The organism is Arthrobacter endolithicus (assembly GCF_026627425.1).
Classification (GTDB): Bacteria; Actinomycetota; Actinomycetes; order Actinomycetales; family Micrococcaceae; genus Arthrobacter_M.
Genome location: NZ_JAPNLH010000011.1, coordinates 73,157 through 97,569, shown reverse-complemented (window position 1 = coordinate 97,569; position 24,413 = coordinate 73,157). Strand labels below are relative to the sequence as shown.

The 24,413-nt window shown below is 65.1% G+C and carries 18 protein-coding genes; 7 read left to right on the top strand and 11 right to left on the bottom strand.

The window, feature by feature from the left end:
* Window positions 1-106: 106 nt before the first annotated feature.
* Window positions 107-1,432 (top strand): MFS transporter, encoded by a 1,326-nt coding sequence (locus OS914_RS11420; RefSeq protein ID WP_267546181.1) that lies wholly within the window; start codon window positions 107-109, stop codon window positions 1,430-1,432.
* 158 nt (window positions 1,433-1,590) lie between these two features.
* Here the strand turns inward: OS914_RS11420 and OS914_RS11415 are convergent, their stop codons facing one another.
* Window positions 1,591-5,262, bottom strand: a complete 3,672-nt coding sequence (locus OS914_RS11415) for an AAA family ATPase (RefSeq protein WP_267546180.1) — start codon at window positions 5,260-5,262, stop codon at window positions 1,591-1,593.
* Window positions 5,263-5,553: 291 nt separating this feature from the next.
* Between OS914_RS11415 and OS914_RS11410 the strand changes: the two genes are divergently transcribed.
* The 3 genes from OS914_RS11410 to OS914_RS11400 are packed head-to-tail and all read left to right on the top strand — an operon-like array spanning window position 5,554 to window position 10,378.
* Window positions 5,554-6,579, top strand: coding sequence for a 3-oxoacyl-ACP synthase III (locus tag OS914_RS11410; protein ID WP_267546234.1), 1,026 nt, complete (start codon window positions 5,554-5,556; stop codon window positions 6,577-6,579).
* Complete coding sequence (locus OS914_RS11405; RefSeq protein WP_267546179.1) at window positions 6,573-9,362, top strand: alpha/beta fold hydrolase; 2,790 nt, start codon at window positions 6,573-6,575, stop codon at window positions 9,360-9,362. Before OS914_RS11410 ends, OS914_RS11405 begins: the two co-directional genes overlap by 7 nt.
* On the top strand, window positions 9,359-10,378 hold the full coding sequence (locus tag OS914_RS11400) for an NAD-dependent epimerase/dehydratase family protein (RefSeq protein WP_267546178.1): 1,020 nt from the start codon (window positions 9,359-9,361) through the stop codon (window positions 10,376-10,378). The genes OS914_RS11405 and OS914_RS11400 overlap by 4 nt, the downstream gene beginning before the upstream one ends.
* 78 nt (window positions 10,379-10,456) lie before the next feature.
* Here the strand turns inward: OS914_RS11400 and mutM are convergent, their stop codons facing one another.
* From mutM to coaD, 5 genes are all read right to left on the bottom strand, one after another.
* The gene (gene mutM, locus OS914_RS11395; protein ID WP_267546177.1) at window positions 10,457-11,434 is read right to left on the bottom strand and encodes a bifunctional DNA-formamidopyrimidine glycosylase/DNA-(apurinic or apyrimidinic site) lyase; all 978 of its coding nucleotides are present in this window, start codon (window positions 11,432-11,434) and stop codon (window positions 10,457-10,459) included.
* Between the two features lie 2 nt (window positions 11,435-11,436).
* Window positions 11,437-12,204, bottom strand: a complete 768-nt coding sequence (gene rnc / locus OS914_RS11390) for a ribonuclease III (RefSeq protein ID WP_267546176.1) — start codon at window positions 12,202-12,204, stop codon at window positions 11,437-11,439.
* 10 nt (window positions 12,205-12,214) lie between these two features.
* Window positions 12,215-12,418 (bottom strand): 50S ribosomal protein L32, encoded by a 204-nt coding sequence (rpmF, locus tag OS914_RS11385; RefSeq protein WP_196396088.1) that lies wholly within the window; start codon window positions 12,416-12,418, stop codon window positions 12,215-12,217.
* 62 nt (window positions 12,419-12,480) lie between these two features.
* On the bottom strand, window positions 12,481-12,996 hold the full coding sequence (locus OS914_RS11380; protein WP_267546175.1) for a YceD family protein: 516 nt from the start codon (window positions 12,994-12,996) through the stop codon (window positions 12,481-12,483).
* Between the two features lie 165 nt (window positions 12,997-13,161).
* Complete coding sequence (gene coaD, locus OS914_RS11375) at window positions 13,162-13,662, bottom strand: pantetheine-phosphate adenylyltransferase (protein ID WP_267546174.1); 501 nt, start codon at window positions 13,660-13,662, stop codon at window positions 13,162-13,164.
* Window positions 13,663-13,791: 129 nt separating this feature from the next.
* Here coaD and OS914_RS11370 point away from each other — a divergent pair, with 129 nt between their 5' ends.
* Both OS914_RS11370 and OS914_RS11365 read left to right on the top strand, forming a co-directional pair.
* Complete coding sequence (locus OS914_RS11370) at window positions 13,792-14,988, top strand: aminotransferase class I/II-fold pyridoxal phosphate-dependent enzyme (RefSeq protein WP_267546173.1); 1,197 nt, start codon at window positions 13,792-13,794, stop codon at window positions 14,986-14,988.
* Between the two features lie 3 nt (window positions 14,989-14,991).
* On the top strand, window positions 14,992-15,819 hold the full coding sequence (locus tag OS914_RS11365) for a spermidine synthase (protein ID WP_267546172.1): 828 nt from the start codon (window positions 14,992-14,994) through the stop codon (window positions 15,817-15,819).
* Between the two features lie 19 nt (window positions 15,820-15,838).
* On the opposite strand, the gene OS914_RS11360 is transcribed toward OS914_RS11365, so the two are convergent.
* Window positions 15,839-17,407: an HNH endonuclease signature motif containing protein gene (locus OS914_RS11360; protein ID WP_267546171.1), complete on the bottom strand. Its 1,569-nt coding sequence runs from the start codon at window positions 17,405-17,407 to the stop codon at window positions 15,839-15,841.
* A 182-nt stretch (window positions 17,408-17,589) separates the two neighbouring features.
* Between OS914_RS11360 and wecB the strand changes: the two genes are divergently transcribed.
* Window positions 17,590-18,735, top strand: coding sequence for a non-hydrolyzing UDP-N-acetylglucosamine 2-epimerase (wecB, locus tag OS914_RS11355; RefSeq protein ID WP_267546170.1), 1,146 nt, complete (start codon window positions 17,590-17,592; stop codon window positions 18,733-18,735).
* A gap of 354 nt (window positions 18,736-19,089) precedes the next feature.
* Here the strand turns inward: wecB and rsmD are convergent, their stop codons facing one another.
* The 4 genes from rsmD to OS914_RS11335 form a co-directional block, all read right to left on the bottom strand.
* Window positions 19,090-19,665, bottom strand: a complete 576-nt coding sequence (gene rsmD / locus OS914_RS11350) for a 16S rRNA (guanine(966)-N(2))-methyltransferase RsmD (protein ID WP_267546169.1) — start codon at window positions 19,663-19,665, stop codon at window positions 19,090-19,092.
* Between the two features lie 111 nt (window positions 19,666-19,776).
* Window positions 19,777-22,212 (bottom strand): ATP-dependent DNA helicase RecG, encoded by a 2,436-nt coding sequence (locus OS914_RS11345; protein WP_267546168.1) that lies wholly within the window; start codon window positions 22,210-22,212, stop codon window positions 19,777-19,779.
* Complete coding sequence (locus tag OS914_RS11340; RefSeq protein WP_267546167.1) at window positions 22,199-23,281, bottom strand: DAK2 domain-containing protein; 1,083 nt, start codon at window positions 23,279-23,281, stop codon at window positions 22,199-22,201. Before OS914_RS11340 ends, OS914_RS11345 begins: the two co-directional genes overlap by 14 nt.
* Window positions 23,271-24,392, bottom strand: a complete 1,122-nt coding sequence (locus OS914_RS11335; protein WP_267546166.1) for a thiamine-phosphate kinase — start codon at window positions 24,390-24,392, stop codon at window positions 23,271-23,273. Before OS914_RS11335 ends, OS914_RS11340 begins: the two co-directional genes overlap by 11 nt.
* Window positions 24,393-24,413 lie beyond the last annotated feature (21 nt).

Below are 24,413 nucleotides of genomic sequence, written 5' to 3'. Positions count from 1 at the left end.
TCTAGCTTCTCACAGCAGGCATTTCCCGCTGACCCGGCTTCTACGGCAGGCGCGATGCCGCGCTTACGTGCCGCCAGGCCGGGCACTGTGAAAGACTCGAATCACTATGACCAGCAAGTCCCGATCCCTCGTCGCGCAGAGCGCCAGACCAGCCTTGCCGCACGAAATCAGCGTCCTGATTGCCGCAGCCTTTGTCATTGCACTCGGCTTCGGCCTCGTGGCGCCCGTCCTTCCGCAATTTGCCCGCAGTTTCGATGTCTCCGTCAGCGCTGCGGCCGTGGTGGTCAGCGCCTTTGCCTTTGCCCGGCTGGTGTTTGCTCCTTTCAGCGGGCAGCTCGTGGAACGCTTCGGCGAGCGCTGGATCTACATCACCGGCATCCTGATCGTGGCGCTGTCCTCCGCGGCGTGCGCGTTCGCAGGGGACTACTGGCAATTGCTGATTTTCCGCGGCCTTGGCGGAGTCGGCTCCACGATGTTCACCGTTGCCGCAATGGGACTGCTGGTCAGGCTCACTCCCGCGGGCGCCCGCGGCCGGGTCAACAGCGCCTATGCCGGATCCTTTTTGCTCGGCAACATCGCCGGCCCTGCCGCAGGGGCTCTGATGGCGGGTTTGGGACTGAAGCTCCCGTTCCTGATCTACGCTGGCACACTGCTCGTGGCGGCCACGGTGGTGGCAACCTCGCTCCGACCTGCACGGCTGGCACGTCTTGCGGCCGCCGCGGCATTGGCAGCTGCAGGTTCGACGGCGGCAGGCTCGATGGCTGCTTCCACAACGGCAGGCTCGACGACGGCGGCCGCGTCACCTTTGCCTCCCCTGCCTCCCCCTGCGAAGAAACCGCCGATGCAATTGCGTGAGGCCCTGGACAACCCCAGCTACCGCGCAGCCTTGGTCTCTGCCTTTGCCAATGGGTGGTCTGCCTTCGGTATTCGCATGGCGCTGGTCCCGCTGTTTGCCACCGTTGTGCTGCACGGCGGGACGGCCGTGGCGGGTATTTCACTGGCCGTCTTCGCCATCGGAACCGGCGCCGCTCTAACGTTTTCCGGCAGACTTGCCGATACCCGGGGCCGCAAACCCATGGTCGTCACAGGCCTTGCCGTCAACACCGCCGCGATGGCCGTCCTCGGCTTCACGACCAACGTGCCGATCTTCTTCGTCGTCTCAGCGATAGCAGGGGTGGGCAGCGGCCTCTTCGGGCCGGCACAGCAGTCATCCGTCGCGGACATCATCGGATCCGACCGCTCCGGCGGTAAGGTGCTCGCCACCTTCCAAATGAGCCAGGACTTGGGCACCATTCTGGGCCCGATTGCCGCCGGTGTGATTGTCGATGCGTTCTCTTACGGCGCGGCTTTCGGTATGGCGGCCGCTGTCGGCGCCATCGCGATCCTTGCCTGGTTGAAGGCCAGCGAAACCCTCCAGCGCTCTACCGGCTAAGAAAGCTCTGCCGGCTCCAGCGCCCTATCGGTTAAGAAACTTGCCTGCAATGCAGGCACTGCATGCACTGCCAGCACTGCAGGCAGGTTTCTGGAAGCGCTATAGGCAGATTGTGGAAGCACCACAGGCACGCGGCAGGGCGCCGGGCGCAGACGCGGTCAAGCCTCGGCGCGGAGGCGCTGGCTGATCACAGTAGACACGCCGTCGCCGCGCATCGTGACGCCATAGAGGGCGTCGGCGACTTCCATCGTCCGCTTCTGGTGGGTGATGATGATCAGCTGGCTGGATTGCCGCAGCTCCTCGAAGATAGTGATCAGCCGTCCCAGATTGGTGTCGTCCAGGGCGGCCTCGACCTCATCCATGACGTAAAACGGTGATGGACGAGCCTTAAAGATGGCTACGAGCAGTGCCACGGCTGTCAGCGAGCGCTCGCCGCCGGACAGCAGCGACAGCCGCTTGATTTTCTTTCCCGCCGGGCGCGCCTGGACCTCAATGCCGGTGTTGAGCATGTCGGACGGGTCGGTGAGCACGAGTTTTCCCTCCCCGCCCGGGAACAGCGTGGCAAAGACCGATTCGAAATGCCGCGCGGTATCCAGATAGGCAGCGGTGAAAACCTGGACGACCCGCTCATCCACTTCGCGAATAATGTCCAAGAGGTCCTTGCGGCTGGCCTTCAGGTCCTCCAGCTGGCTGCTCAGGAACTGGTGACGTTCCTCCAAGGCAGCGAATTCCTCCAAGGCCAGGGGGTTCACCCGTCCCAGCGAGGCCAAGTCCCGCTCCGCGCGCCGCAGCCGCTTTTCCTGCTCTACCCGGACAAAAGGAACACCGGCCCGGACCTCGTTGCCGTCTGCGTCCACCGGTGCGCGCAGTGCCGCCCATTTGTCCGTGACCTTGCCCGGAGCAGTCGGCACCAGCGTCGCAGGCCCGTATTCGCCGACCAGGTGGTCTGTGGTGAGCCCGAGTTCGTCAATGGCCCGGTTTTCAAGCGCCTCGATCCGCAGCGACTGTTGCGTCCGTGCCAATTCGTCCCGGTGCACGGAGTCTGTCAGCCTCGCAAGTTCCATTGCCGCGGTATCGTTGCCGGTCCGGATGTCCGCCAGTTCACGGTCCAGAGCGGCGCGGGAGGCCTCGGCCCGGTCCCGCTCCCGACCGGCGGCGTCGAGGGAAACCTCGGCAAAAGCCAGGGCCTGCGCAACCGCCGCGGACACAGCTGCGGCCCGGCGCGATTGGGCAGCACGACGGCGGGCACGCTCGGCTGCCAGCGCCCTCGCCTGCCGCTCGATGACGGCCGCCCGCTCCAGCGATGCGGCCCGGTTGGCGATGGCCTTTAGCTGCTCCTCCGCGCTGCGCAGCCCCAGTCTGACCTCCATCTCCGCGGCACGGGCAGCCACGGCGGCGGCGACTAGTTCGTCCCGCGTTTGCGTCGAGGGCTCGTCCTGCGCCGGTGCCAGTTGGGCAGCAGCCAACCGGTTCGAGATTGCCTCCAAGGCCTGCTGCTCGCCATTGATGTTGGCCTCTGCCGCTGACAGCAGGACCGCCAACCGTTCGCTCTCCCCCACAGCCGACCGCAGAGATGACCCCAGCTGGCCCAGCCGTTCGGCCACCGCCGCGAACCGGGCGTCGGATTCGTGCAGCCGTTCCAAGGCGGCGTTCATCCGACCGCGCGTGTCATCGCGCCGCGCCGTTGCCGAAGCGAGGGCAAAGCGCAGCTGTTCGGCGTGCGCTGTCGCGGTTTCCAGACGAGCAACCGTCTCGTCGACGTCTGCCTGCAGTTCTAGCGTGGACGGGGCAGCTGAGGACCCGCCGCGAACACTGAATGCTGTGAAAACATCCCCGTCCCGAGTGACGGCCCGCAAGGTGGGATGGGCCCCCATCAGAGCAGCAGCAGTCTCAAGGTCATCGACCACCACGAAGCCCGCCAGCAGGGCACCCAGGGCCGCGGACAAGCCAGGCGCCTTGCTCGACTGGTCCACCGTAATGAGATCCATAGCGCATAGGTGCGCCGGTTTCGTGCACGTTCCCGCGGCCGCTAAGCCAGCTTGGTCTCCCTCCCACGGGGCAGAACCTGCCTCCGGCATGGCGGAGCCGCCATCCGGCGCAGCGGAGCCCTCCGCCGGGGGGGCGGCGATGATCAGCTCGACCCGACCGCCGTCGTCGTTCTTTAGCAGCTGCACTGCAGTCACCGCGGCGGCCAAGTCGCTCACTGCCACGCCGTCGGCGGCCGATCCGAGGGCGGCAGCCACGGCCGTCTGATAGCCCGGTCGGATGGTGAGCAGATCCGTGATGGCGCTGAGGACCCCGTTCTGGTCCGAGGCGAGCAACAGCTGCGAGCCGTCCTTGCGGCGCAGGCCCACCGCCAGAGCATCGCGGCGCGCGGTGAGCGAGTCCCTGTCCCGCTCCGCGGTGCGCTGGCGACCGGTGAGGTCCTCGATCTGTGCCTGAACAGAGTCCAGTTCCTCGACAGCCAGCTCATAATCCGCGTCGAGGGTTTCCTCGCCCTCCTCCACCCCGGCCACCTGGGATTCGAGTGCCGTGAACTCCTCCTGGGCCTTTCGCCGGCGCTCTTCCCCCGCCGTCATGGAGGCGCGCAGGCGCCCGAGCTCTGCCTCCGCCGACTCCACCCGGGACCGCGCCGCACCAACCTGACCGGCCAGTTTTGCCAGCCCTTCGCGGCGATCCGCCGCAGCGCGCAGTATCGTCGCCAGGCGTTTGTCTTCCGCCGCGGCCGCACTCTCGGCCGCCGTCTTGGCAGCAACCGCCGCTTCGAGGCCACTGCGCCGCTGCTGAACGGAGCCCTCCAGACCGGCCTGCTCCGCACGGACCCTGCTGGCCTGTCGCTCCAATTTCTCCGGATCGCGGGATGAATCCGGGACAGCGTCCGCCGCGCTCAACAGCCTGCGCCGGTCATCGGCCAGGGCGCCCAGGGAGCGCAGCCTCTCGCGTGCGGCAGAGAGCTGGTACCACGAATCCCGTGCAGCGTTAAGTGCCGGAGTCGCGGCGGCTGCGAGCTGTTCGCGCTCCGCCTGTCGCTGGCGACCGGCGTCCAGGCTCTGCTCAACCTCGATCCGACGGGCCTTCAGCGCGGTTTCGTCCGCAACTTCCCGCGCCAGAGTTGTTTGCAGCCGGACCAGATCATCGGCGAGCAACCGGGCCCTGGCGTCGCGGACCTCGAACTGCACAGTCTGCGCGCGGCGGGCCACTTCGGCCTGGCGCCCCAGTGGGGTGAGCTGACGGCGCAGTTCCGTGCCCAGATCCGTCAGCCGGGCCAGGTTCGCTGCCATCGCCTCGAGTTTGCGCAGCGTCCTTTCCTTGCGCCGGCGGTGTTTAAGCACGCCGGCAGCTTCTTCGATAAAACCGCGGCGTTCCTCGGCGGTGGCATGGAGAACTCTGTCCAGCTGCCCCTGTCCCACGATCACGTGCATTTCACGGCCCAGTCCCGTGTCCGAGAGCAGTTCCTGGATGTCCAGCAATCGGCAGCTGGTGCCGTTAATGGCGTACTCGGATCCGCCGGTGCGGAACAGCGTCCGGGAGATGGTGACTTCGCTGTAGTCAATCGGCAGGGCGCCGTCGGCATTATCTATCGTGAGGGACACCTGGGCGCGACCCAGCGGTGGCCGGCCGGACGTACCGGCGAAGATGACGTCTTCCATCTTTCCGCCGCGCAGAGTCTTGACGCCCTGCTCCCCCATCACCCACGCCAGCGCGTCCACGACATTGGACTTTCCTGACCCGTTCGGACCCACCACAGCAGTGACGCCGGGTTCGAAGTCGAAGGTGGTCGCCGAGGCAAACGATTTGAATCCTCTGACGGTCAGGCTTTTCAGGTGCAAGGTATTTCGGCTCTCACAGGTTGGTCTGGCTGCTCGGTCTAACGGTGGCAATAAGTATGTCCGGCCCCTAAATCTACCGTCTGCAGCGGGATGCTCTGCGGATATATGATGGTCAGCTGCGGGAAGTATGCCATCGGCTGCATGTGCGGGAACCATAGTATTGGGTGCATAGTTAACATTCCGGGCAAACCGCGGATCCCCGTTGTACACACCTACGGGTCCACGACATGGGCCCGCGGATCGAACCCGCAAGTGAACCCCTACCGACCACATACGGATAAAGGCTGGATATTGATCGGCAACGCGACGTTTCGACATGACAACACGGCGCTGCTGGCCGTCACAAGTGTGGAGGCCCCGGTAGTCGTCAGTTCTGCGGATTTCGACGAACGTCTGGCGCCCAGCCTCAAACGGCTGCGCCTGTCCAAGCGTCTGCTGGAACGGGTCGCCGGCGTCACCGAGCGCCGTTGGTGGTCTCCGGGAACCGCGTTCGACGACGCCGCGATCGAGGCGGGCGCAAAGGCGCTGGCCGAATCCGGCATCGAACCAGGGCAAATCGGCCTGCTGATCAATACGTCTGTGACACGCAAGAACCTGGAACCGTCCGTGGCCGTCAAGATTCACCACGGATTGGGGCTGCCCTCCTCGGCCATGAACTTTGACCTGGCCAACGCCTGCCTCGGATTCGTCAATGGGATCACGCTTGCCGCCAATATGATCGATTCCGGCCAAATCAAGTACGCCCTGATCGTGGCCGGTGAAGATGCCCAGGGGACGCAGGAGGCGACCTTCGCCCGGCTCAACCGCCCGGATTCCACCCGCGAGGATTACCTGCGTGAATTCGCCACGCTCACGCTGGGGTCCGGCGCCGCAGCTGCGGTCATCGGCCCCGCGGATGACCACCCGGGCTCGCATCGGATCCTTGGCGGGGTTTCGCGCGCCGGCACTGAGCACCACGGACTGTGTGTAGGCGGCGTGGATGGAATGTACACGGACACCAAGGGGCTGCTGGACGGCGGCCTGGAATTGGTGGTCAATGCCTGGGACGAGGCGCATTCCAACGGATGGAATTGGACCGCGATGGATCGGTATGTAACCCACCAGGTCTCCACCTCCTACACCAATGCCATCATCAAGGCCGTGAATCTGGTCCGGGACAGGGTACCGATCACGTTTCCGCACTGGGGCAACGTGGGCCCGGCCTCGCTGCCGATGACCCTGGCCCAGGAAGCCCAGACGCTCACGCAGGGAGACCGCGTGCTGTGTATGGGAGTCGGCTCCGGACTGAATACGACCATGATGGAAATTGCGTGGTAGCAGAACCCTGGCCCGGGGTAGATCCTGCCTGGTCCCGATTCATTGACGTGCCCTCCACCGCAGCGGTGGATCCGGCCGGCAGCAGCCATCGCTGGCACCTGCTGGACAACGGCCCGCAATTAGCGGCACGCGGTGCGGAACCCGCCGGGACTTTGCTGTGCGTGCATGGGAACCCGACGTGGGCCTACCTGTGGCGGAGAATGCTGGCAGCGGCGTCCGTCGCGGACCGGCCGTGGCGCGTCGTCGCCGTCGACCAACTGGAGATGGGATTTTCCGCCCGGACGGGAGTCTTCCGTCGCCTCGAGGACCGGATCACGGACCTCGGCGACGTGACCGCGGAGCTTGGGATCACCGGGCCCGTGATCACTGTCGGCCATGACTGGGGCGGCATTATTTCCCTCGGCTGGGCCACCCGGCACCGCAGCCAGCTGGCCGCCGTCGTACTCAATAACACTGCCGTGCACCCGGCCGGCTTCACCGTCCCCGCGCCGCTGCAGTTGGCGCTGCACCCGTTGGTGCACCGCTGGGGCACCACGACGACGGCGGCGTTCCTGCGCATGACGCATGCCCTGGCGCATCCGGCCCTGGCCAAGGACGTCAAGGCAGCGTTCATGGCGCCTTACCGGACCGCCGCACGCCGGCAGGGCGTCGGAAACTTTGTCGCGGATATCCCCGCTGCGCCGTCCCACCCAAGCTGGGCCACACTCGCCGAGGTCTCCGAGGGCATCCGTGCCCTCGACGTCCCGGCGCTGCTTCTCTGGGGTCCCAAGGATCCGGTGTTTTCCGACCAATACCTGCGTGATCTGCTGGACCGGTTGCCGCAGGCGGACGTACACCGCTTTGAGGGAGCCGGGCATCTGCTGCCCGAAGACCGGGACGTGGCAACGCCGATTCTCGGCTGGCTCGATCAGAACCTGCACGGGGACCAACAGGGCAATCAGCACGGCAACCTGCACGCCGGCAACGTGAGATCTCCGGGCCACCCCGAGTCCAGCCCACCGGCCGCCCCGTTCCGCCCGATGCTCGCCGAGCTTGACGGCCGCCGGGCGGACTCCTCCGCCGCCGTCGTGGACATGGCGCCGCTTGGGGGCCGGCCGGGAGCCGGTCCGCGCACCCTTTCCTGGGCGGAACTGGCCGAACGTGTCGATCACCTGGCCGCCGGGCTGCGTTCCATTGGAGTACGCCCTTCGGACCGCGTGAGCCTGCTGGTACCGCCGGGCATTGAACTGACCTCGCTGATCTATGCCTGCCTTCGGCTGGGTGCCGTGGTCGTCGTCGCCGATGCAGGACTCGGCACAGCGGGCATGAGCCGGGCCATCAAGGGTGCCGGGCCGGCCTTCCTGATCGGCATCGAGCGCGCCTTGCTTGGTGCCCGTCTGTACGGCTGGCCGGGGATCCGGATCAGCGCCACCGAGCTGAGCGCGGCCAAGCGGCGGCTGCTCGGCGTCGCACACACCGTGCCGGAACTCCTCGCCGGGGGTAGCGCCGCCGCGGCCTGGGTCGAGTCAGCGGAGGTCGCGTCAGCGAGGGTCGCGTCAGCGGGGGTCGAGTCAGCGGGGGTCGAGTCAGCCAGGAGTGAACCAGCCGAGACCGATCCAGATGCCGCCGCGGCTGTGCTCTTCACCTCCGGTTCCACCGGGCCGGCCAAGGGAGTCGTCTATACACAACGCCAGCTCTCGGCCATGCGGGACACGTTGAAAAACACCTATAACCTGCACGCTGGAACCGCCCTAGTGGCCGGCTTTGCCCCGTTTGCACTGCTCGGACCGGCCCTGGGCGCTACCTCCGTCACCCCGGACATGGACGTTACGGCTCCCGCCACACTCACGGCCGCTGCTCTCGCCGATGCTGCTGCCGCGGTGCAGGCCACCGCGGTGTTTGCCTCCCCCGCCGCCTTGGTCAACGTCCTGGCAACGGCACCGGAGCTTACCGCGGGGCAACGCCGGTCGTTGGCCCATGTGACGCTGTTGCTTTCCGCCGGGGCCCCGATCCCCGAACCGCTGCTGGCGCAGGTCCAGAAACTCGTTCCCGACGCCACGCTGCACACGCCGTATGGCATGACCGAAGCCTTACCGGTCACGGACATCAGCCTGGCCGAAATCCGTGCCGCCGGTCCCGGCAACGGCGTATGCGTTGGCACCGCGGTCTTCGGCTCAGAGGTGGCCATCACTGTCCTGCAGGCAAGCGGGACCGTCTCCGACGAAGTAACCGCGGCCCCCGACATTACCGGCGAAATCATCGTCCGCGGCGCACACGTCAAGGACAGGTACGACAGGCTCTGGATCACTCAGGAGCACAGCGCGTCCGTTCCCGGCTGGCACCGCACCGGAGACGTCGGCCATCTGGACAGCGTTGGCCGGCTCTGGGTCGAAGGCCGGCTTGGCCATATTCTGACCACCGCCGCTGGAATTCGCACTCCGGTAGCCGCAGAACAGCGGGCCGAAACGGTCGACAGCGTCAAAAGGGCCGCCGTCGTCGGCATCGGTCCTGCGGGAGCACAGGTGGCCGTGGCCGTCATCGAAACAGTTCCGCGTGCCAAGACCAGCGCCCTGGCCTCCGCCGAACTCGCCCGGCACGTCCGCGACGCTGTATCTTCGGACGCAGCCGTGTCTTCGGGCGCAGCCGTGTCTTCGGATGGAGCCGGGTCGGGGCTGGACCTGGCCGCAGTGCTGGTAGTCCCTGCCGTGCCTACGGACATCCGGCATAACTCCAAAGTCGACCGCACAGCTCTGGCGGCCTGGGCCGGCACTGCGCTGGCCGGTGGGAGAATGCGCACGCCGTGAGCACCAAACCCACAGTGCTCGTCACCGGCGCCAGCGGATTGCTTGGCGGGGCCGTGGCACAGTTGCTGCTGGACACCGGCTACGCGGTACGAACCTTCCAACGCCGTCCGGCTGCCGACCAGCTGGAGTTTGTGCAAGGCTCCGTCACGGACCCGGAAGCTGTCGACCGTGCCGTGGAAGGCGTTGACGCGGTGATTCACCTCGCGGCCAAGGTCTCTTTCACCGGTAGCTGGAGCGAGTTCGCCGCCATCAACATCGACGGTACGGGCAATCTCCTCGTGGCGGCCAGGCGCGCCGGTGCCCGCGACTTCGTTTTCGTCTCCTCGCCCTCCGTGGCACACTTGGGCAGCTCGATCGTCGGCTCCCCGGCCGGCATCGCAGATCCCGAGCACGCACGGGGACACTATGCACGGTCCAAGGCTGCCGCCGAGCTGCTGGCCCTGGCCGAGGATTCTGCAGCGTTCCGCGTGGCTGCCATCCGGCCGCACATTGTCTGGGGCCCGGGAGATACCCAACTGGTGGAACGAGTGATTGAACGCGCCAGGGCCCGGCGGCTGCCATTGCTGGACCACGGAACGGCGCTGATTGACACCACTTACATCGACAATGCAGCGGCTGCGATCGTCCGCGGACTTGAACGGATGGACCACGCACACGGCCAGGCGCTGGTCATTACGAACGGCCAGCCGCGCCCCATTGCCGAACTTATTGCCGGCATCTGTACCGCGGCCGGGGTAGCCGTACCGGGCTGGTCCGTACCGGGCTGGCTGGCAAGAGGCGCCGGGTCCGGAATCGAAAAAGCCTGGACCGCCGCCGGGCAGCGCGGCTGGGTCCACGATGAACCGCCGATGACGCGCTTTATGGCCGAGCAGCTCTCCACCGCGCACTGGTTCGACCAGCGGCACACACGCGAGGTGCTGGACTGGGTGCCGCAGGTCAGCGTGGCCGAGGGGATGGAGCGCCTAAAGGCCTACTACGGTCGGGGTGGAGAACGGAACGCTTCCCCGAGGCTCTGACGGGGTAAGCAGCCAGGATGACTGCCACAGGCACCGATAGATTTGTGGGGCCGACGGTATTCGTGTCGCGACCCGTGGCTACCAGCGCCCGTTCCGTGGACGGGGCTGGCACACTGGACAGCTAAAGGATGACCTGTTCATGAAGGAGTCCCGGCGGATCCGGGTCTGCAGGCCCAGCGCTGCGCAGCGTGCGCACGGCTCGCCCTCCTGTCCGTAGGCGTTCAGCGACCGGGCAAAATATCCGGACGCACCATTGACATTGACATATAAGGAGTCGAAGCTCGTGCCTCCGGCGTCCAGCGCCAGCCTCATCACATCCCGGGCTGCATCCACTACCCGCTGGGCATCGGACCGGCGCAGGGTCTCCGTGGGACGGGCAAAATGCACCTTGGCCAGCCACAGGGCTTCATCGGCATATATATTGCCAATCCCGGAGATCAGGCTCTGGTCCAAAAGAGCACGCTTCAATCCCGTCTTGCGCGATCGAATCCTCTGGTAGAAAGCCTCCTGGGAGAAGGCCGGGTCCAACGGATCACGGCCAATGTGGGCAGCCTCCGCAGCGATCAGCGGCAGGGAGAGCGCCGATTGCCCGCCCGGGAGCCCGTCCGCCGTCGGAATCAGTGCAGTGACGAACAACCCGCCGAAAATCCGCTGATCCACAAATCGGAGTTCCTCCGGCGCATCCTCGACGCTGGAAAGAGTCAGACGGACTTTTAGGTGCTTCTCGTCCGGCTGCGAAGGGTCCTGCATAAGCAGCTGTCCGCTCATGCCCAAGTGCGCCATCAGCGCAGTGTGGGGCACCCTGTCGTCGTCCACCCTGTCGTCGTCCGCGCCGTCGCCCTTCGCCCTGTCACTGAGCGGAAGCCACAGGAACTTGCCGCGGCGCACCACATCCAGCACCCTCGCACCGATCAGGTTGCCGCGGAAATCCTCCACGCCGAGGGCATGGCGGCGAATCGACCGTGGATCCGGGACCTGAACGGCCGTGATGGTCCGGCCGGTGACCCAGCGTTCAAGTCCCCGCCGGACCACCTCAACTTCGGGAAGCTCCGGCACGCCTAGACGGAGCCCGCAGGGTGGCTGGTGGGGAAGCGCGCTGCAAGGACTTTCCAGGCGTCGGCCGCGGCTTCCTGCTCCGCTTCCTTCTTCGAATTCCCCGTGCCGGTGCCGTAGTCGAGGCCGCCGATCTGGAGGACGGCGACAAAAGACCGCGCATGATCCGGGCCCGAGCCGGTGACCACGTACTGCACCGGACCCAGATGCCTACTCGCGGCGATCTCCTGGATGTTGGTCTTCCAATCCGTACCGGCGCCGAGAGCGCCGGCATCCAACAGGAGTGGACCCACCAGTCTCATCACCAACTGCCGAGCGGTCTCGAGATCGTTGGACAGGTAAGTTGCACCGATCAGGGCTTCCATGGTGTCCGCCAGAATTGACGACTTGTCCTTGCCATTGGTCAGGCGCTCGCCCGCACCGAGGTAGATGAATTCGCCAATACCGAGTTTACGGCCCAGCCCAGCCAGTGCCCTGGTACTGACCACAGCCGAACGCCGCTTGGCCAAATCCCCCTCGGGCAGACCCGGATTATCCCTGTACAAAGCGTCCGTCACCGAGAAACCCAGAATGGAATCGCCGAGAAACTCCAGACGCTCGTTCGTGGGAATCCCGCCGTTTTCATATGAATAGGAGCGGTGCGTCAGGGCAAGACAAAGCGTCTCGGCGTCGATATCGACGCCGAGACGCTTCAGCAGCAGTTGGTGCGCGGCCTGCAGCTCAGGCAGGGCCTGAATTTGCTTGCCCGCCGCATCACCGGCAGGATACTTCATCGCCTGAGTCTTAGACGTCAGCGACCTTGCGACCCTTGTACTCAAGGTACAGCGCGGTTCCGGCTGAGTCGGTGACGACCTTGGCCTGGTGCGGCATGCTGTAGGTCACGCGACCGTTTTCAACGGTCTTGACCAGGGCGGGAGCAGTGGCTTTCCACTGAGACCGGCGGGCATGTGTATTCGAGCGGGACATTTTCCGCTTGGGAACAGCCACGGCTAACTCTTTTCTCTCTCGACGAACCGGGGTTTTCCCCAGGTTCTAATTCAGTTCGTGATCTAACTGTCTTTGCCGGTTAAGCCTTGTAGGGCGGCCCAGCGAGGGTCCAGGACCTCGTGGTGGTGCCCCGGCTCATCCACCAGATGGATTCCGCATTCGGAACACAATCCCTGGCAGTCTTCCCGGCACACCGGCTGGAACGGCAGCGCTGTTACCACTGCGTCCCGCAACACCGGTTCGAGATCGATCGCATCGTGCTCGATCCAACGTTGCTCTTCTTCGTCCTCCCCTGCGGGGGCACCGTTGTTGGACGGCTCCCCATAGGAGAAAAGTTCCTGCACATTGACCTCAAGGCCATACGCAAGGGGATCCAGGCAGCGGGCACATTCACCCGTCACTTCGACGGATGCGGTACCGGATACCAGAATTCCTTCGTGTACGCCCTCCAGCCTCAGATCCAGATCCATTGAGGACCCTTCCTGAACGCCAATGATCGGCACCCCGAAATCCTTCGGTGTGGCCACGCTTTCCTGCAGGGTCCGCATGCTGCCTGCACGCCCGATGTCCTTAACCATAACGACTAAAGACGAGCCCGGGTCCAGGCGATTGCCCAACTTGGTTGCGCTAATGAGAACTCCTGTAGAACATATGACCGACGTATCATCTTAGCCTGAAACCGGCGCCGGACCCAAAAGATGGTCCAGGAAACGTAGGAATCCGGCCAAGCGGCCCTCACCAGCTTACTGCCCGGGGGCCGTACCGTTGTCAGGCGCGCCCGTGAGCAGCCGCCGATATACGGACTTGGGCACATAGTCGGAGACGTCTCCACCGAGCTTTGCCACTTCCTTGATCAGAGTGGAAGACAAATGCAGGTATCGGCTGTCTCCCGGCAGGAACACCGTTTCCACGCCGTTGAGCTGCCGGTTCATGGTCGCCATCGGCAGTTCATAGTCGAAGTCTGACGACGAGCGCAGACCCTTGACGATGGCAGAGGCTCCGCGATCGCGGCAGTATTGCGCCAGCAGCCCCTCACCCATCGGTTCGATAATGATGCCGCGAATCGCGGCGAACGTCTCGCTGGCCATCTTCAGCCGCTCGTCCAGCGTAAAGAGATATTTCTTGGCGTAGTTGGTGGAAACCGCGACAATAATCTCGTCAAAAAGACCCGAGGCACGGGCAATAACCTCAAGATGACCGTTATGGATGGGGTCAAAGGAACCTGGACATACTGCGCGTCGCATACCCTCGAATCTAGCCCATCACCGCTTCGGGAACATGCTAGCGCGCAGCGATACGATTGAATGACACGGCAGGGACCGTACGTTACGGCCCACAACGTAAGCCCGGCACAATGAATTCGAGGACCAAGCATGAACGCACCGTGGCAACGGACGGCACAGGGCGCCAACCTGCTGGGAGCCGACGGGTCCCTGGGCGTGACCATCTTCGAGGAAATCACGGCTCTGGCACAACAAACCGGCGCCATTAACCTCGGTCAGGGCTTTCCGGACGAAGACGGCCCGGCATCCATTAAAGAGGCCGCCCGTGCTGCCATCGCTGCCGGAGAAAATCAGTACGCCCCGGGCAAAGGAACGTTAGAGCTGCGGACCGCAATAGCCGCTCATCAGGAGCGCTTTTATGGCCTCCTGCCGGATCCGGAGACGGATATTATTGTCACCACCGGGGCTACGGAAGCCATCGCGGCCACCTTGCTGGCGCTGACAGGACCGGGAGATGAGGTGCTGACGTTCGAGCCCTTCTACGACTCGTACGGTGCGGTCATCGGACTTTCCGGCGCAGTACACACCACGGTTCCCCTGCTGGCGCCGGATTTTCAGCCGGATCTTGCCACCTTGGAAGCGGCCTTCTCCGAGCGGACCAGAGTAGTTCTGGTCAACAACCCGCACAACCCCACAGGAGCCGTCTTCCCGCGTGAGGTGCTGAGCAAGATCGTGGCGCTGGCGGCGAAGTTCGACGCCGTCATCGTCACCGATGAGGTCTACGAGCACCTCACCTTCGGCGCCAGGCACATCCCCGTCGCCACACTGCCCGGAGCAGCGGAACGCACGCTGACTATCTCGTCCGCCGGCAAAACCTTTTCCTTTACCGGCTGGAAAGTCGGCTGGCTCAGCGGACCGGCCCAGCTGGTCTCCGCGGTACGCACCGTCAAACAGTTCCTCAGCTACAGCTCCGGAACACCCTTCCAAAACGCGATAGCCGGCGGATTGGGCCTCGGGGACGATTTCTACCGGGGTATTGCTACCGATTTGGCCCATAAACGCGACGTCCTTAGCAACGGTCTGCAGACGGCAGGGCTCAAAGTCCTGCCGTCGCAGGGCACCTACTTCGTCGTCGCGGATACCGCTGCCCTTGGCATCACCGATGCCATTGCCCTGGCGAGGCGGCTTCCATCGTTGGTCGGCGTCGCGGCCATCCCGGTTCCGGTTTTCTGCCATGCCGAGGGCGCAGAACGCACCAAGTCGCTCCTCCGTTTTGCCTACTGCAAGAGACTTCCGGTGCTGGAAGAAGCGGCGGCCAGGCTGTCCACGTTGCAGGAGCGGCTCTAAGGCGTGGCGGGCAATTCACGGTATCTGCGCACTTCGGGACAGCACGCCACGATCACACCCGACGGATGGACTCAGGGAGCGTTTATTTTGAGCATCGGAGGGGCGGAGCAGTCGCACGTTGACCTGGCCAGGCCGGAAGAAATCTTTTACGAGTACCTGCGCCGGATCGGGCACTTGGTCGACTTGGTTGCCCCAACAGGCCAGCCCATCGCTGCTTTGCATCTGGGCGCCGGCGCCCTCACGCTGGCCCGCTACATCCAGGCCACCAGGCCCGGGTCAGTGCAGCACGCCGTCGAACTGGAGCGCGAGCTCCTTGACTACGTTCTGCAGCAGCTCCCGCTCCCCGCTGGCAGCACACTGACCACGCACATCGGCGACGCGCGGGAAGTAATGAAACAGCTGGCACCGGACCTTTCCTTCGACGTCATCATCCTGGATATTTTTTCCGGCCCGGAAGCCCCGGAGCACATCGCCTGCACCGAGTTCTATCAGGAAGCGATCGCCCGACTCAGGCCCAGTGGGGTGCTGGTTGTCAACGTCGGTGACGAACCTGCGCTGACCTTGGTGCGCAGTCAGGTCAGTGCCTTGCGCCGCGCATTGGCGGACACACGGATGAGCCCGCAGGACTCCCCCGTTGGCAATGTAGCGGCCTTTGCCGAGACGGGAATGTTTGCCGGGCGCTACCCCGGAAACATCATTCTCATCGGAACTACCGGCCGATGGCCTTCCACCTGGACTGCTGAACTAACAGCTCGAGGGCCTCACCCCGCAACTGTTCTCACCGGAGTCGAGCTCGACCCCATCGCAGGTGGAGCTCCACTCAACGGCTAGATCAACGGCTAGATCACGACTAGATTGCGGCCGCCCGCTGCGCCTTGCACAGCACCTCGGCTGCTTCGGTGCTGCTGTCCGGCTGCGCCTGGGAGCTGGCAGCGGAACCTGTCCGGATATCGGCTCCGGCATTGGCGCTGGCTTCGGAGCCCGGACCGGCTGCGATGGGCGGCAGGGTCTCCGGCGCTCCAGGCCCGGGCGGGTTGAAGTAGGTGTTGCGCCGGGGCGTTCGGGAAGGATCTATTTCCGGCGGCGCGAGCCAATACGGGATGCCTTGTTTCATTAGGATTTTCCAAAAATCTTCGTGAAGGAGGTGGTGATCGTAAGTACACACCAACGCTCCATTCCGGACATTGGTGACGCCATTGTTTTCCCAGAATTTCACATGATGACATTCGCACCAGGCCGCCGGCATCGTACAGCCCGGTCTACTGCACCCTTTGTCCCGCGCAATCAAAGCCAGCCGCTGCGCTCTGGTATGAAGCCGTCGTGCCCGTCCCTGCTCGAGGACTTCCCCTGCCCCGCCGAGAACGACTGGGATCAGATCCGCGTTGCAGGCCAGCTCCCGCACATTTTCGGCCGACACTGCACCGGAGAACATGAACTGTCCGGCACGTCGTCCAAAGACCAGTTTGTCGAAGAGCTCCTGGTAATCGACTGTGACCAGGACCTGGGGCCGGTTACCACCCGTCTCCGGCAGTTCCCCGCCCCGCAGCGCGATCCCGCACGCGCCGGTCAGCGCATCAAGGAGTTTTTGCGGACGGGTCCGTTGGTCCATGGCCCTTTGTTCAAGGGACTGCGTGCGTGGGTTCGTACCGGTGTTCATTGTTGTCAGCAAGACCTCATACTGTGGCTGGGTCGCGAAGATCTCCAGGTGGTGCAGGCCCCGGTACATTCCGTGGTCGTGGACGCCTTGCCTGATTGCTATTTCTTCGGCGGTTGGTTCGCCGGCCTGCTGGTCAATCTGCAGTTCCCGTTCTCTGGCGTCCCGAGCCAAGGTGTCCGGGTCGGTGATCCGGGCCCGAGCAGCCAGAGCCGTCTCCATCCCGGCCATCTGCTCCGGGGTTGCCTTGACCCGAACGGTGTTGAGCGCCCGCACAGCCATATTCATTGTCTCTTGGGATACTGCACCGTCAGCCGCAGCATCGGCAAGAGCACGGTATACCGGAGCTTCCGTTATACCGTCAGGTGACCAGCCCGGCAGGAGATCCCGGCCCAGAAGAACTCGTCGATTTGCGGCTGCCCGGGAAATCCGCAACCGGTCGATCAGCAGGTCCTGGACCCTCCGATACGGCGATTTCCGTCCCACCGGGGCATCCCAGACGAATTTTGTGTCGATACCGCCTGTCGCGGCCAGATTTTGCGTATCAATGGCGTGTGCCGCCGTGACCTGATTGAGCTCGACCAGGCGAGAGAATTGCTCGATTAGTTCTGCCGCGGCCAGCAAGGGCGCTTTGTTCATCAGTGGTGCGGCTGCTGCGAAGGAGGTGGTAAATGCCGCGAGCACGGTCAGAGCGACCTGTGCGTCCGCGATACCCACCACACCGGCGACACCGGCACGGGCCGCCATTTCTCCTTCTGTTCCCATAACAACAACACTAGGCAAATGCATGGCTACTATCAGCGCTCACCGGGCGAATGTGAATGCGTGAACGCCGGATGGAGCCTGTGCAGGAACAGAGGGTCGAAGATCCCACCCGCCAATGGAGGACGCGAAAAGATAGGTAGACTCCTGAAGGCTTTATCGACACCAACTTCCGGGGGAACTACATGCTTAAGCTGATGCCGATCTATGGCACGCGTCCGGAAGCGATCAAAATGGCTCCGATCATCAAAGCCATTCAGGCGTCACCGGATTTCGACTGCGTGGTCACGGTAACCGGTCAGCACCGGGAAATGCTGGACCAGGTCAACGAACTCTTCGGCATCGCCCCGGACCACGACTTGAACATCATCGCGCCCCGGCAGACACTGAACTCGATCATGGCTAAAACCGTCACCGGACTGGACGCCCTGTTTGAAGCCGGTGCACCCGACGCCGTCATTGTCCAAGGTGACACCACCACATCGACGGCGGCAGCCATCGCCGCATTCTACCGGGGTATCCCAGTCGTCCACGTGGAAGCAGGACTGCGCAGCGGGGACCTTTTCTCCCCGTTCCCCGAAGAGGGCAACCGGAAAATCTCCAGCCACATTTCCAGCCTCCATCTGGCCTCGACCTCGGTCAGCAAAGCCAACCTGCTCCGGGAAAACATCAACCCCGAGGACATCGTCCTTACGGGCAACACCGTCATCGACGCGCTTCTGGAAACAGTCGACAAGAACGTCCCCTTCCAGGATCGGGCCCTGCAGGATCTAGCCGAGACCGGAAAGGAAATCCTGTTGGTGACCACGCATCGGAGGGAAAACCAGGGCAACACCATGGACGGCATCGGACGCGCCCTGGCCCGCATCGCCGACGCCTACCCGGACCTAACCATCGTCCTGCCGGTGCATAAAAACCCAGCCGTCCGCGAAGCCGTCCTCCCGGCCATCACCGGCAAACCAAACGTGATCATCACCGAACCCCTTGGCTACGGTGCGTTCACCCGGCTGCTGTCGCTGGCCCACATCGTCCTCACCGATTCCCGCGGTGTCCAGGAACAAGCCCCTAGCCTTGGCAAGCCCGTGCTGGTAATGCGGAACAACACAGAACGCCCCGAAGCTGTCTCCGCCGGCACCGTAAAGCTGATCGGCACGGACGAATCCGTCATCGTCACAGAGGTCGCGACGCTGCTCGATGACGCGGCAGCCTATTCGGCGATGGCCAACGCCGTGAACCCCTACGGGGACGGACACGCCGCTGCCCGTTGCCTCGCCGCCATAGCCCAACTCCTCAACGTAGGCAGCCGACTCCCGGACTTCAACGACAACTGAACGACGACGTGCGCGCGGCAAGTTTCGCGCCAGCAGGCGAGTGGTGACTCACCCAGCGTCAACTGCGCGAAGGATTTTAGTCCCTGCGACCGACCGGCACGTTGCCTCGTTCGAAATGTTGCCTGCAGTGCCGGCAGTGCAATCAATGCATGCACTGCAGGCAAGTTCTCTCAATGACCTGGCAGACGTCCCTAACCAGACCCGCAGTCCCTCCGAGGCGTGCAAATTCTGAGCCGAGCGGGAGGTTCACGAAGCAGCGGCGGCGAAGCTCCGGGTGGTTTTGGACCGTCGGCCGGGCGGGTAACACCCACCTCAGGTCAGTCCTTTGCGGAGGAAGCCTTCTGCAGCGTCGATTTAGTCGGCTGGCTCGGCGAACCAGAGCCGGGTTTCGCCGTACTTCTTCTCTGCGAAACGTTCGACGGCGGCGGGCCAGGTTGGTTCCGGCGACCGGGTGGAGCGTTCCAGCACCACGACGGCGGCGGGCGAGAGGTTGGGTGCCAGCGCGGCCAGAGCGGTGGTGAGCTCAACTTCGCCAAGGGGGTAGGGCGGGTCCATGAAGACCAGGTCCCACTGGTCCACGCCGGCGTCCCTTATGCGCCCCAGAAACGACTCGACTTTGGACCGCTGCACGGATACCACCTTGCGTCCCAGAACGTCGTTGATGGTGGCGGCGTTGCGCTGGCAGATGGCCGCAGCACCGCCGTCGTACTCGACGAGTTCCACGCTGGCGGCTCCGCGGCTGGCGCTTTCCACGCCCAAGGAACCGGATCCGGCGAACAGATCCAGCACGTGCGCCCCGGCCAGGGCGTCCATGGATTCCAGCCGGGAGAACATCGCCTCCTTGACCCGGTCCGTGGTGGGACGGGTCAGCGTGCCAGGCACGGAGGCGAGCGGCGTGCCCCCGGCCACGCCGGCAATTATCCGCGTCACTGCAGGTTTCCTTTCGCGCTGGTCATCAGGGGGCCGCCGGTTTTCCTTGTTACAGGAGCGTGCTCGATACCGCGGCTCGCCATGGTCACCGGTCCGACCCGGACGGCTGGCTTAACCGCGTTCAAGGAAGGCCTCTTTCTCGGGGTTTAGATAGGCCTCAATGGCAGCTTCCAATGCCGAATACTCACGCAGCTGCGGGTCCTTGCGCACAATCTCCGCCGCGTCCTCGCGGGCCTGGGCGATGATGTCCTCGTGCGCCAGCACGCGCAGCAGCCGCAGGGTGGAGCGGCCGCCTGACTGCGAGGCGCCCAGGATGTCTCCTTCGCGGCGGAGCTTGAGGTCTTCCTGCGAGAGAACGAAGCCATCGGTGGTGGCGGCGACGGCGTCCAGTCGGCGGCGGCTGGGGTGCGGCGGTTCCAGCGCGGTCACCAGCAGGCAGGTTCCCGGCAGTCCCCCGCGGCCTACGCGGCCCCGGAGCTGATGCAGTTGGGAAATGCCGAACCGGTCTGCGTCCAGGATGACCATCATCGTCGCGTTGTGCACGTCCACGCCCACCTCGATCACGGTGGTCGAGACCAGGACATCGACGTCGCCGGCGACGAACGCGGCCATGGTGTCGGCCTTTTCCTCGGTGTCCAGCCGGCCGTGCAGGGCTTCGATCCGGGTGCCAGCCAGGGCGGCCTCGGTGCGGAGTTGTTCGACGACGGCGGTCACCTCGGCGAGGTCCGGTCGCGACGCGTTAACCGGGCGTCCCGCTGAATTTCGTCCGTCGATGGAGGCCGCCTGCCGCCCGGTCGGGACCCCGGACAACAGCGGTTCCGCATCGCCGTCGCGGTCATAGCCGCCCTTGTAGCCGGCGTCGTCACCGCGCTCGTAGTCGGCATCGCCGCCGCCGTCGTCACCGCCGTCGCTGTCGTCACCGATTTTGGGACAGACCACGTACACCTGGTGGCCGGCGTCGATCTCCTCCCGCGCGCGGCTCCAGATCCGGCGCACCCAGCCGGGATTTTCCACCAGCCCCACCTGATGGGTGGAAATTGGTGCGCGGCCGGCCGGGAGTTCGCGCAGCACGGACATTTCCAGATCGCCGAAGACCGTCATCGCAACGGTCCGCGGAATCGGTGTGGCGGTCATAACCAAAAGGTGTGGGGGCTTGTGTGCCTTGTTGCGCAGGACGTCGCGCTGCTCCACACCGAAGCGGTGTTGCTCGTCCACCACGATCAGGCCAAGGTCAAAGAACCGCACGTTATCCGACAGCAGTGCGTGGGTGCCGATGATGATTCCCGCGGTGCCGGACGCGGCATGCAGCAGGGCCCGTTTGCGTGCTGCGGCCGGCATTGAGCCGGTCAGTAACGTGACCTGCGTTCCGGCTGGCACATCACCGTTCGCATCCCCAATGGCATCGCCGGTAGCCCCGCCCAGCAGGCCGCCGAGGATGCCGTCGGCGGCCAGTGGACCTAAAATGGCCCGGATCGATTGGTAATGCTGCGCGGCAAGGACCTCGGTGGGAGCCAGCAGGGCAGCTTGGCCGCCGGAATCGATGACCTGAAGCATGGCACGCAGGGCCACCACCGTCTTGCCGGAACCCACCTCGCCCTGCAGCAGCCGGTTCATCGGATGGTCCACCGACAGTTCCGCAGCCAGCACATCGCCCACGGACTGCTGCCCCGGGGTCAGGGTGAAGGGCAGTGCGGCATCAAAGGCCGCGAGCAGCCCGTCCGCCGCTCCCCGCCTCGCGGTGGCCTCCTCCGCGGCCGTCTGCGCCCTACGCCGCACCAGGGCGGTCTGCAGCACCAGGGCCTCCTGGTAGCGGAACCTGTCCCGGGCCCGCTGCCAGTCCCCGGGCTCGGACGGCGAATGGATCTGGCGGAACGCATCCTCCAGATCCATGAACTTCTCCCGGCGCACAATCTCCAGCGGCAACGGGTCGCGCAGCCGGCTGAAGTCCACCGTGGCCAGCACCGTCTCCACCACACGCTGAATTTTCCAGCTCGGCAGCTTTGCCGTGGCGGAATAGACCGGCAGGGGCCGCTGGGCATGGAATTCCGCCTCGTGCCCGGCCAGCTCATCATCGGGGAGCAGCTCGAAGAGCGGGTTGGTCAGAGTGCGCGCGTGGTTGTAAACGGTGACCTTGCCGGAAAACAGCGCCAGCGCACGGGGCCGCAGCTCCTTTTCGGCCTTGAATCCATTAAAGAAGCTGATTTTCAGGCCGGCCAGCGCGCCCGTGTCGTCGGTCACCACCACGTCAGTAATGAAGCCCTTGCGCTCGCGCATTCTGCGCTTGGTCACGGAGAGCACCCGGGCCATGATGGTGACGTCCTCATTGACCGGAATCTTGTCAATCGGCGTCAGCTCGCCACGGTTGAGGTAGCGCCGTGGGAAGTAGTTCAACAGCTCACCTACGGTGGTCAGCCCCAGGTGCTTCTCCAGGCTGGTGGCGGAGGCCTTGCCGATCAGCCGGTCCAGCGGCAGGGCAAACTCTGCCGGACCGGTCGGCTGCGCTCCGGTCGGGGACGACGACGGCGGCAGCGGGTCAGCCGAGCTCATGGGTATCGGGACTTAAAACGGATTCGGGCAACAGGACAGAGCTGGCAGGCCTTGCCGGAAATTCCGTACCTTCCGTGGCACTCCGGGCTGCCTCCTCGGCGTCCCGGTCGATGGCGCTCAGCTGTATCACGGAGACGTTGATCGGATCCCCGGCCGCGTGGATCAGCTCCAGCGCGGGACCGGATTCGGGTACGTGCACGTGCAGCCGCCAGCGGTAACCGCCGTCGAGCTCGCCCACCGCAGACAGTGCGCTCATGATCACCGAATCCCCCAGCTCGTCGAGCTGCATCCGCAACCCGGCGGCCGCTAACGGCGAAAGACTAATGGTGCACATAATCTCAACGCCCCGGATTTCGGGCATGTTCGCGTGGATGTGCGGATCCTGCACGTCATAACCGGACAGCCCGTCCACCAGCTCGGCGTCCAGTTCCTGCCCCAGCACCGCCGAGCGCAGGCAATCCAACACCAGTAGCAGGCCTACTCCGCCGGCGTCGACCACTTTTGCTTCCCGCAGTGGAACCAGCTGGCTCTCCGTCTGCACCACCGCATTCAACGCGGCCTGCACCGCAGCATCAAGGGCCAAGGCCAGGGCATGGTTGCTGTCATCGCCGTGCTGCGCCGCTTCCGCCGCTGATGCCGCATCGGCGCTGGCCTCCAGCACCGAGAGCATGGTGCCCGGCAATGGCTCGCTGAGGGCGGACCACGCCCGGATCTGCGCACGCTGCAGACCGGCCGCCAGCAGCGGCGCGCTGAGCCGGGTAGACCCGATCAGCGGCTCCGCCAGGGCTGCGAGAAACACCGAGAACAACGTCCCGGAATTGCCGCGGGCGCTCTCCATTGCTGCACGCCCGGCCACGGCAAGCACCGCGCCCACATCTGCCAGCTCCAAGTCATGGATGGCGGCCGACGCAGCGCGCACGGTCAGGTAGAGGTTGGTCCCGGTGTCCCCGTCCGCCACCGGGAAAATGTTAATTGCGTTCAGCCGGTCGCTGTGGTTGCCCAGCGTCTCTTCGGCCTTGGCCAGCCAGCGCCGGACGGCAGCTGCGTTGGCGGCAATTTTAGACTGCAAAATGATCCCATCCCACGGTATCCGCAGCTATCCCTGCGATTGTCACCGACGGTGCGGACTCGATTGTCTGCCCGCCGGGCATTACCGAGCCTATCGCAGTGAAGCCCTCCGGGAGCGTTACGCCGGGCGGAAATGTGGCCAAAAGTCCATGGTCTTCTCCGCCGCCGAGCACCCAGTCCATCGGATCAGCGCCGAGCAACTCCGCGGTCCCGGCCAACGGGCGCGCCAGCTCGGCCAGGGCGGTCCGGTCCAGGTCCAGCGACACGCCGCTCGCTCCGGCCAGCCGCCCGGCGTCGCGGATCAGCCCGTCGGAAATGTCCAGCATGGCGGTAGCTCCGGCGAGGGCCGCTGCCGGGCCGGCAGCCAGTGGCGGCCGGGGACGGCAAAAGAGGGCGACGACATCGGGATGGGCGCCGTCGTCGTCGAACTTGGGGCCGTCGAACTTGGGGCCGTCGAACCTGGGGGCGTCGAACCGGCCGCCGTCCGCGTCGAACTGCCGGCCGCCGAACTGTTCGGCGAGCGCCCCGGGAGGGTTGCCGCCGTCGGCCTCGCTTTCCAGCACGGCCCAACCCGCCGCCGCATGCCCCACGGTCCCGGCCAGCGCCACCGTATCGCCGGGCTGCGCCCCGGAGCGCAGCACCGGCTTCCTGCCCTGCAGCGAGCCCAGCACCGCCACCGTCACCACAATTTCGCTGCCCCCGGAAAGGTCCCCGCCGGCCACCGAACAATCGGCGGCCCCCAGGTCCCGGATGGCCGCACTCAGCCCCTCCGCGAGCCCTTCCGCCCAGGACACCGGCGTGGTCTCCGGCAGCGTCAGGCTGACCACCAGTGAACTGGGAACGGCGCCCATCGCGTTGATGTCGCTGAGGTTCTGTGCCGCGGCCTTCCAGCCCACGTCGTACCCGGTGGAGGCGTAACCGTTAGGCCACTGCAGCCGGAAATCCCGGTCCTGGACTTGCGTGTCGATGGAGACCACCACTCGGCCATCCGGGGCCGCCACCACCGCCGCATCATCGCCGGGCCCCAACAGCACCGACGCGCTGCCCTCCAGCAGCGGAAAAATGCGCGCCAACAGCCCGGATTCGGAGAGCTCCCCTACTCGTAACGTCATGAGGCAACCGTATAACGGCCC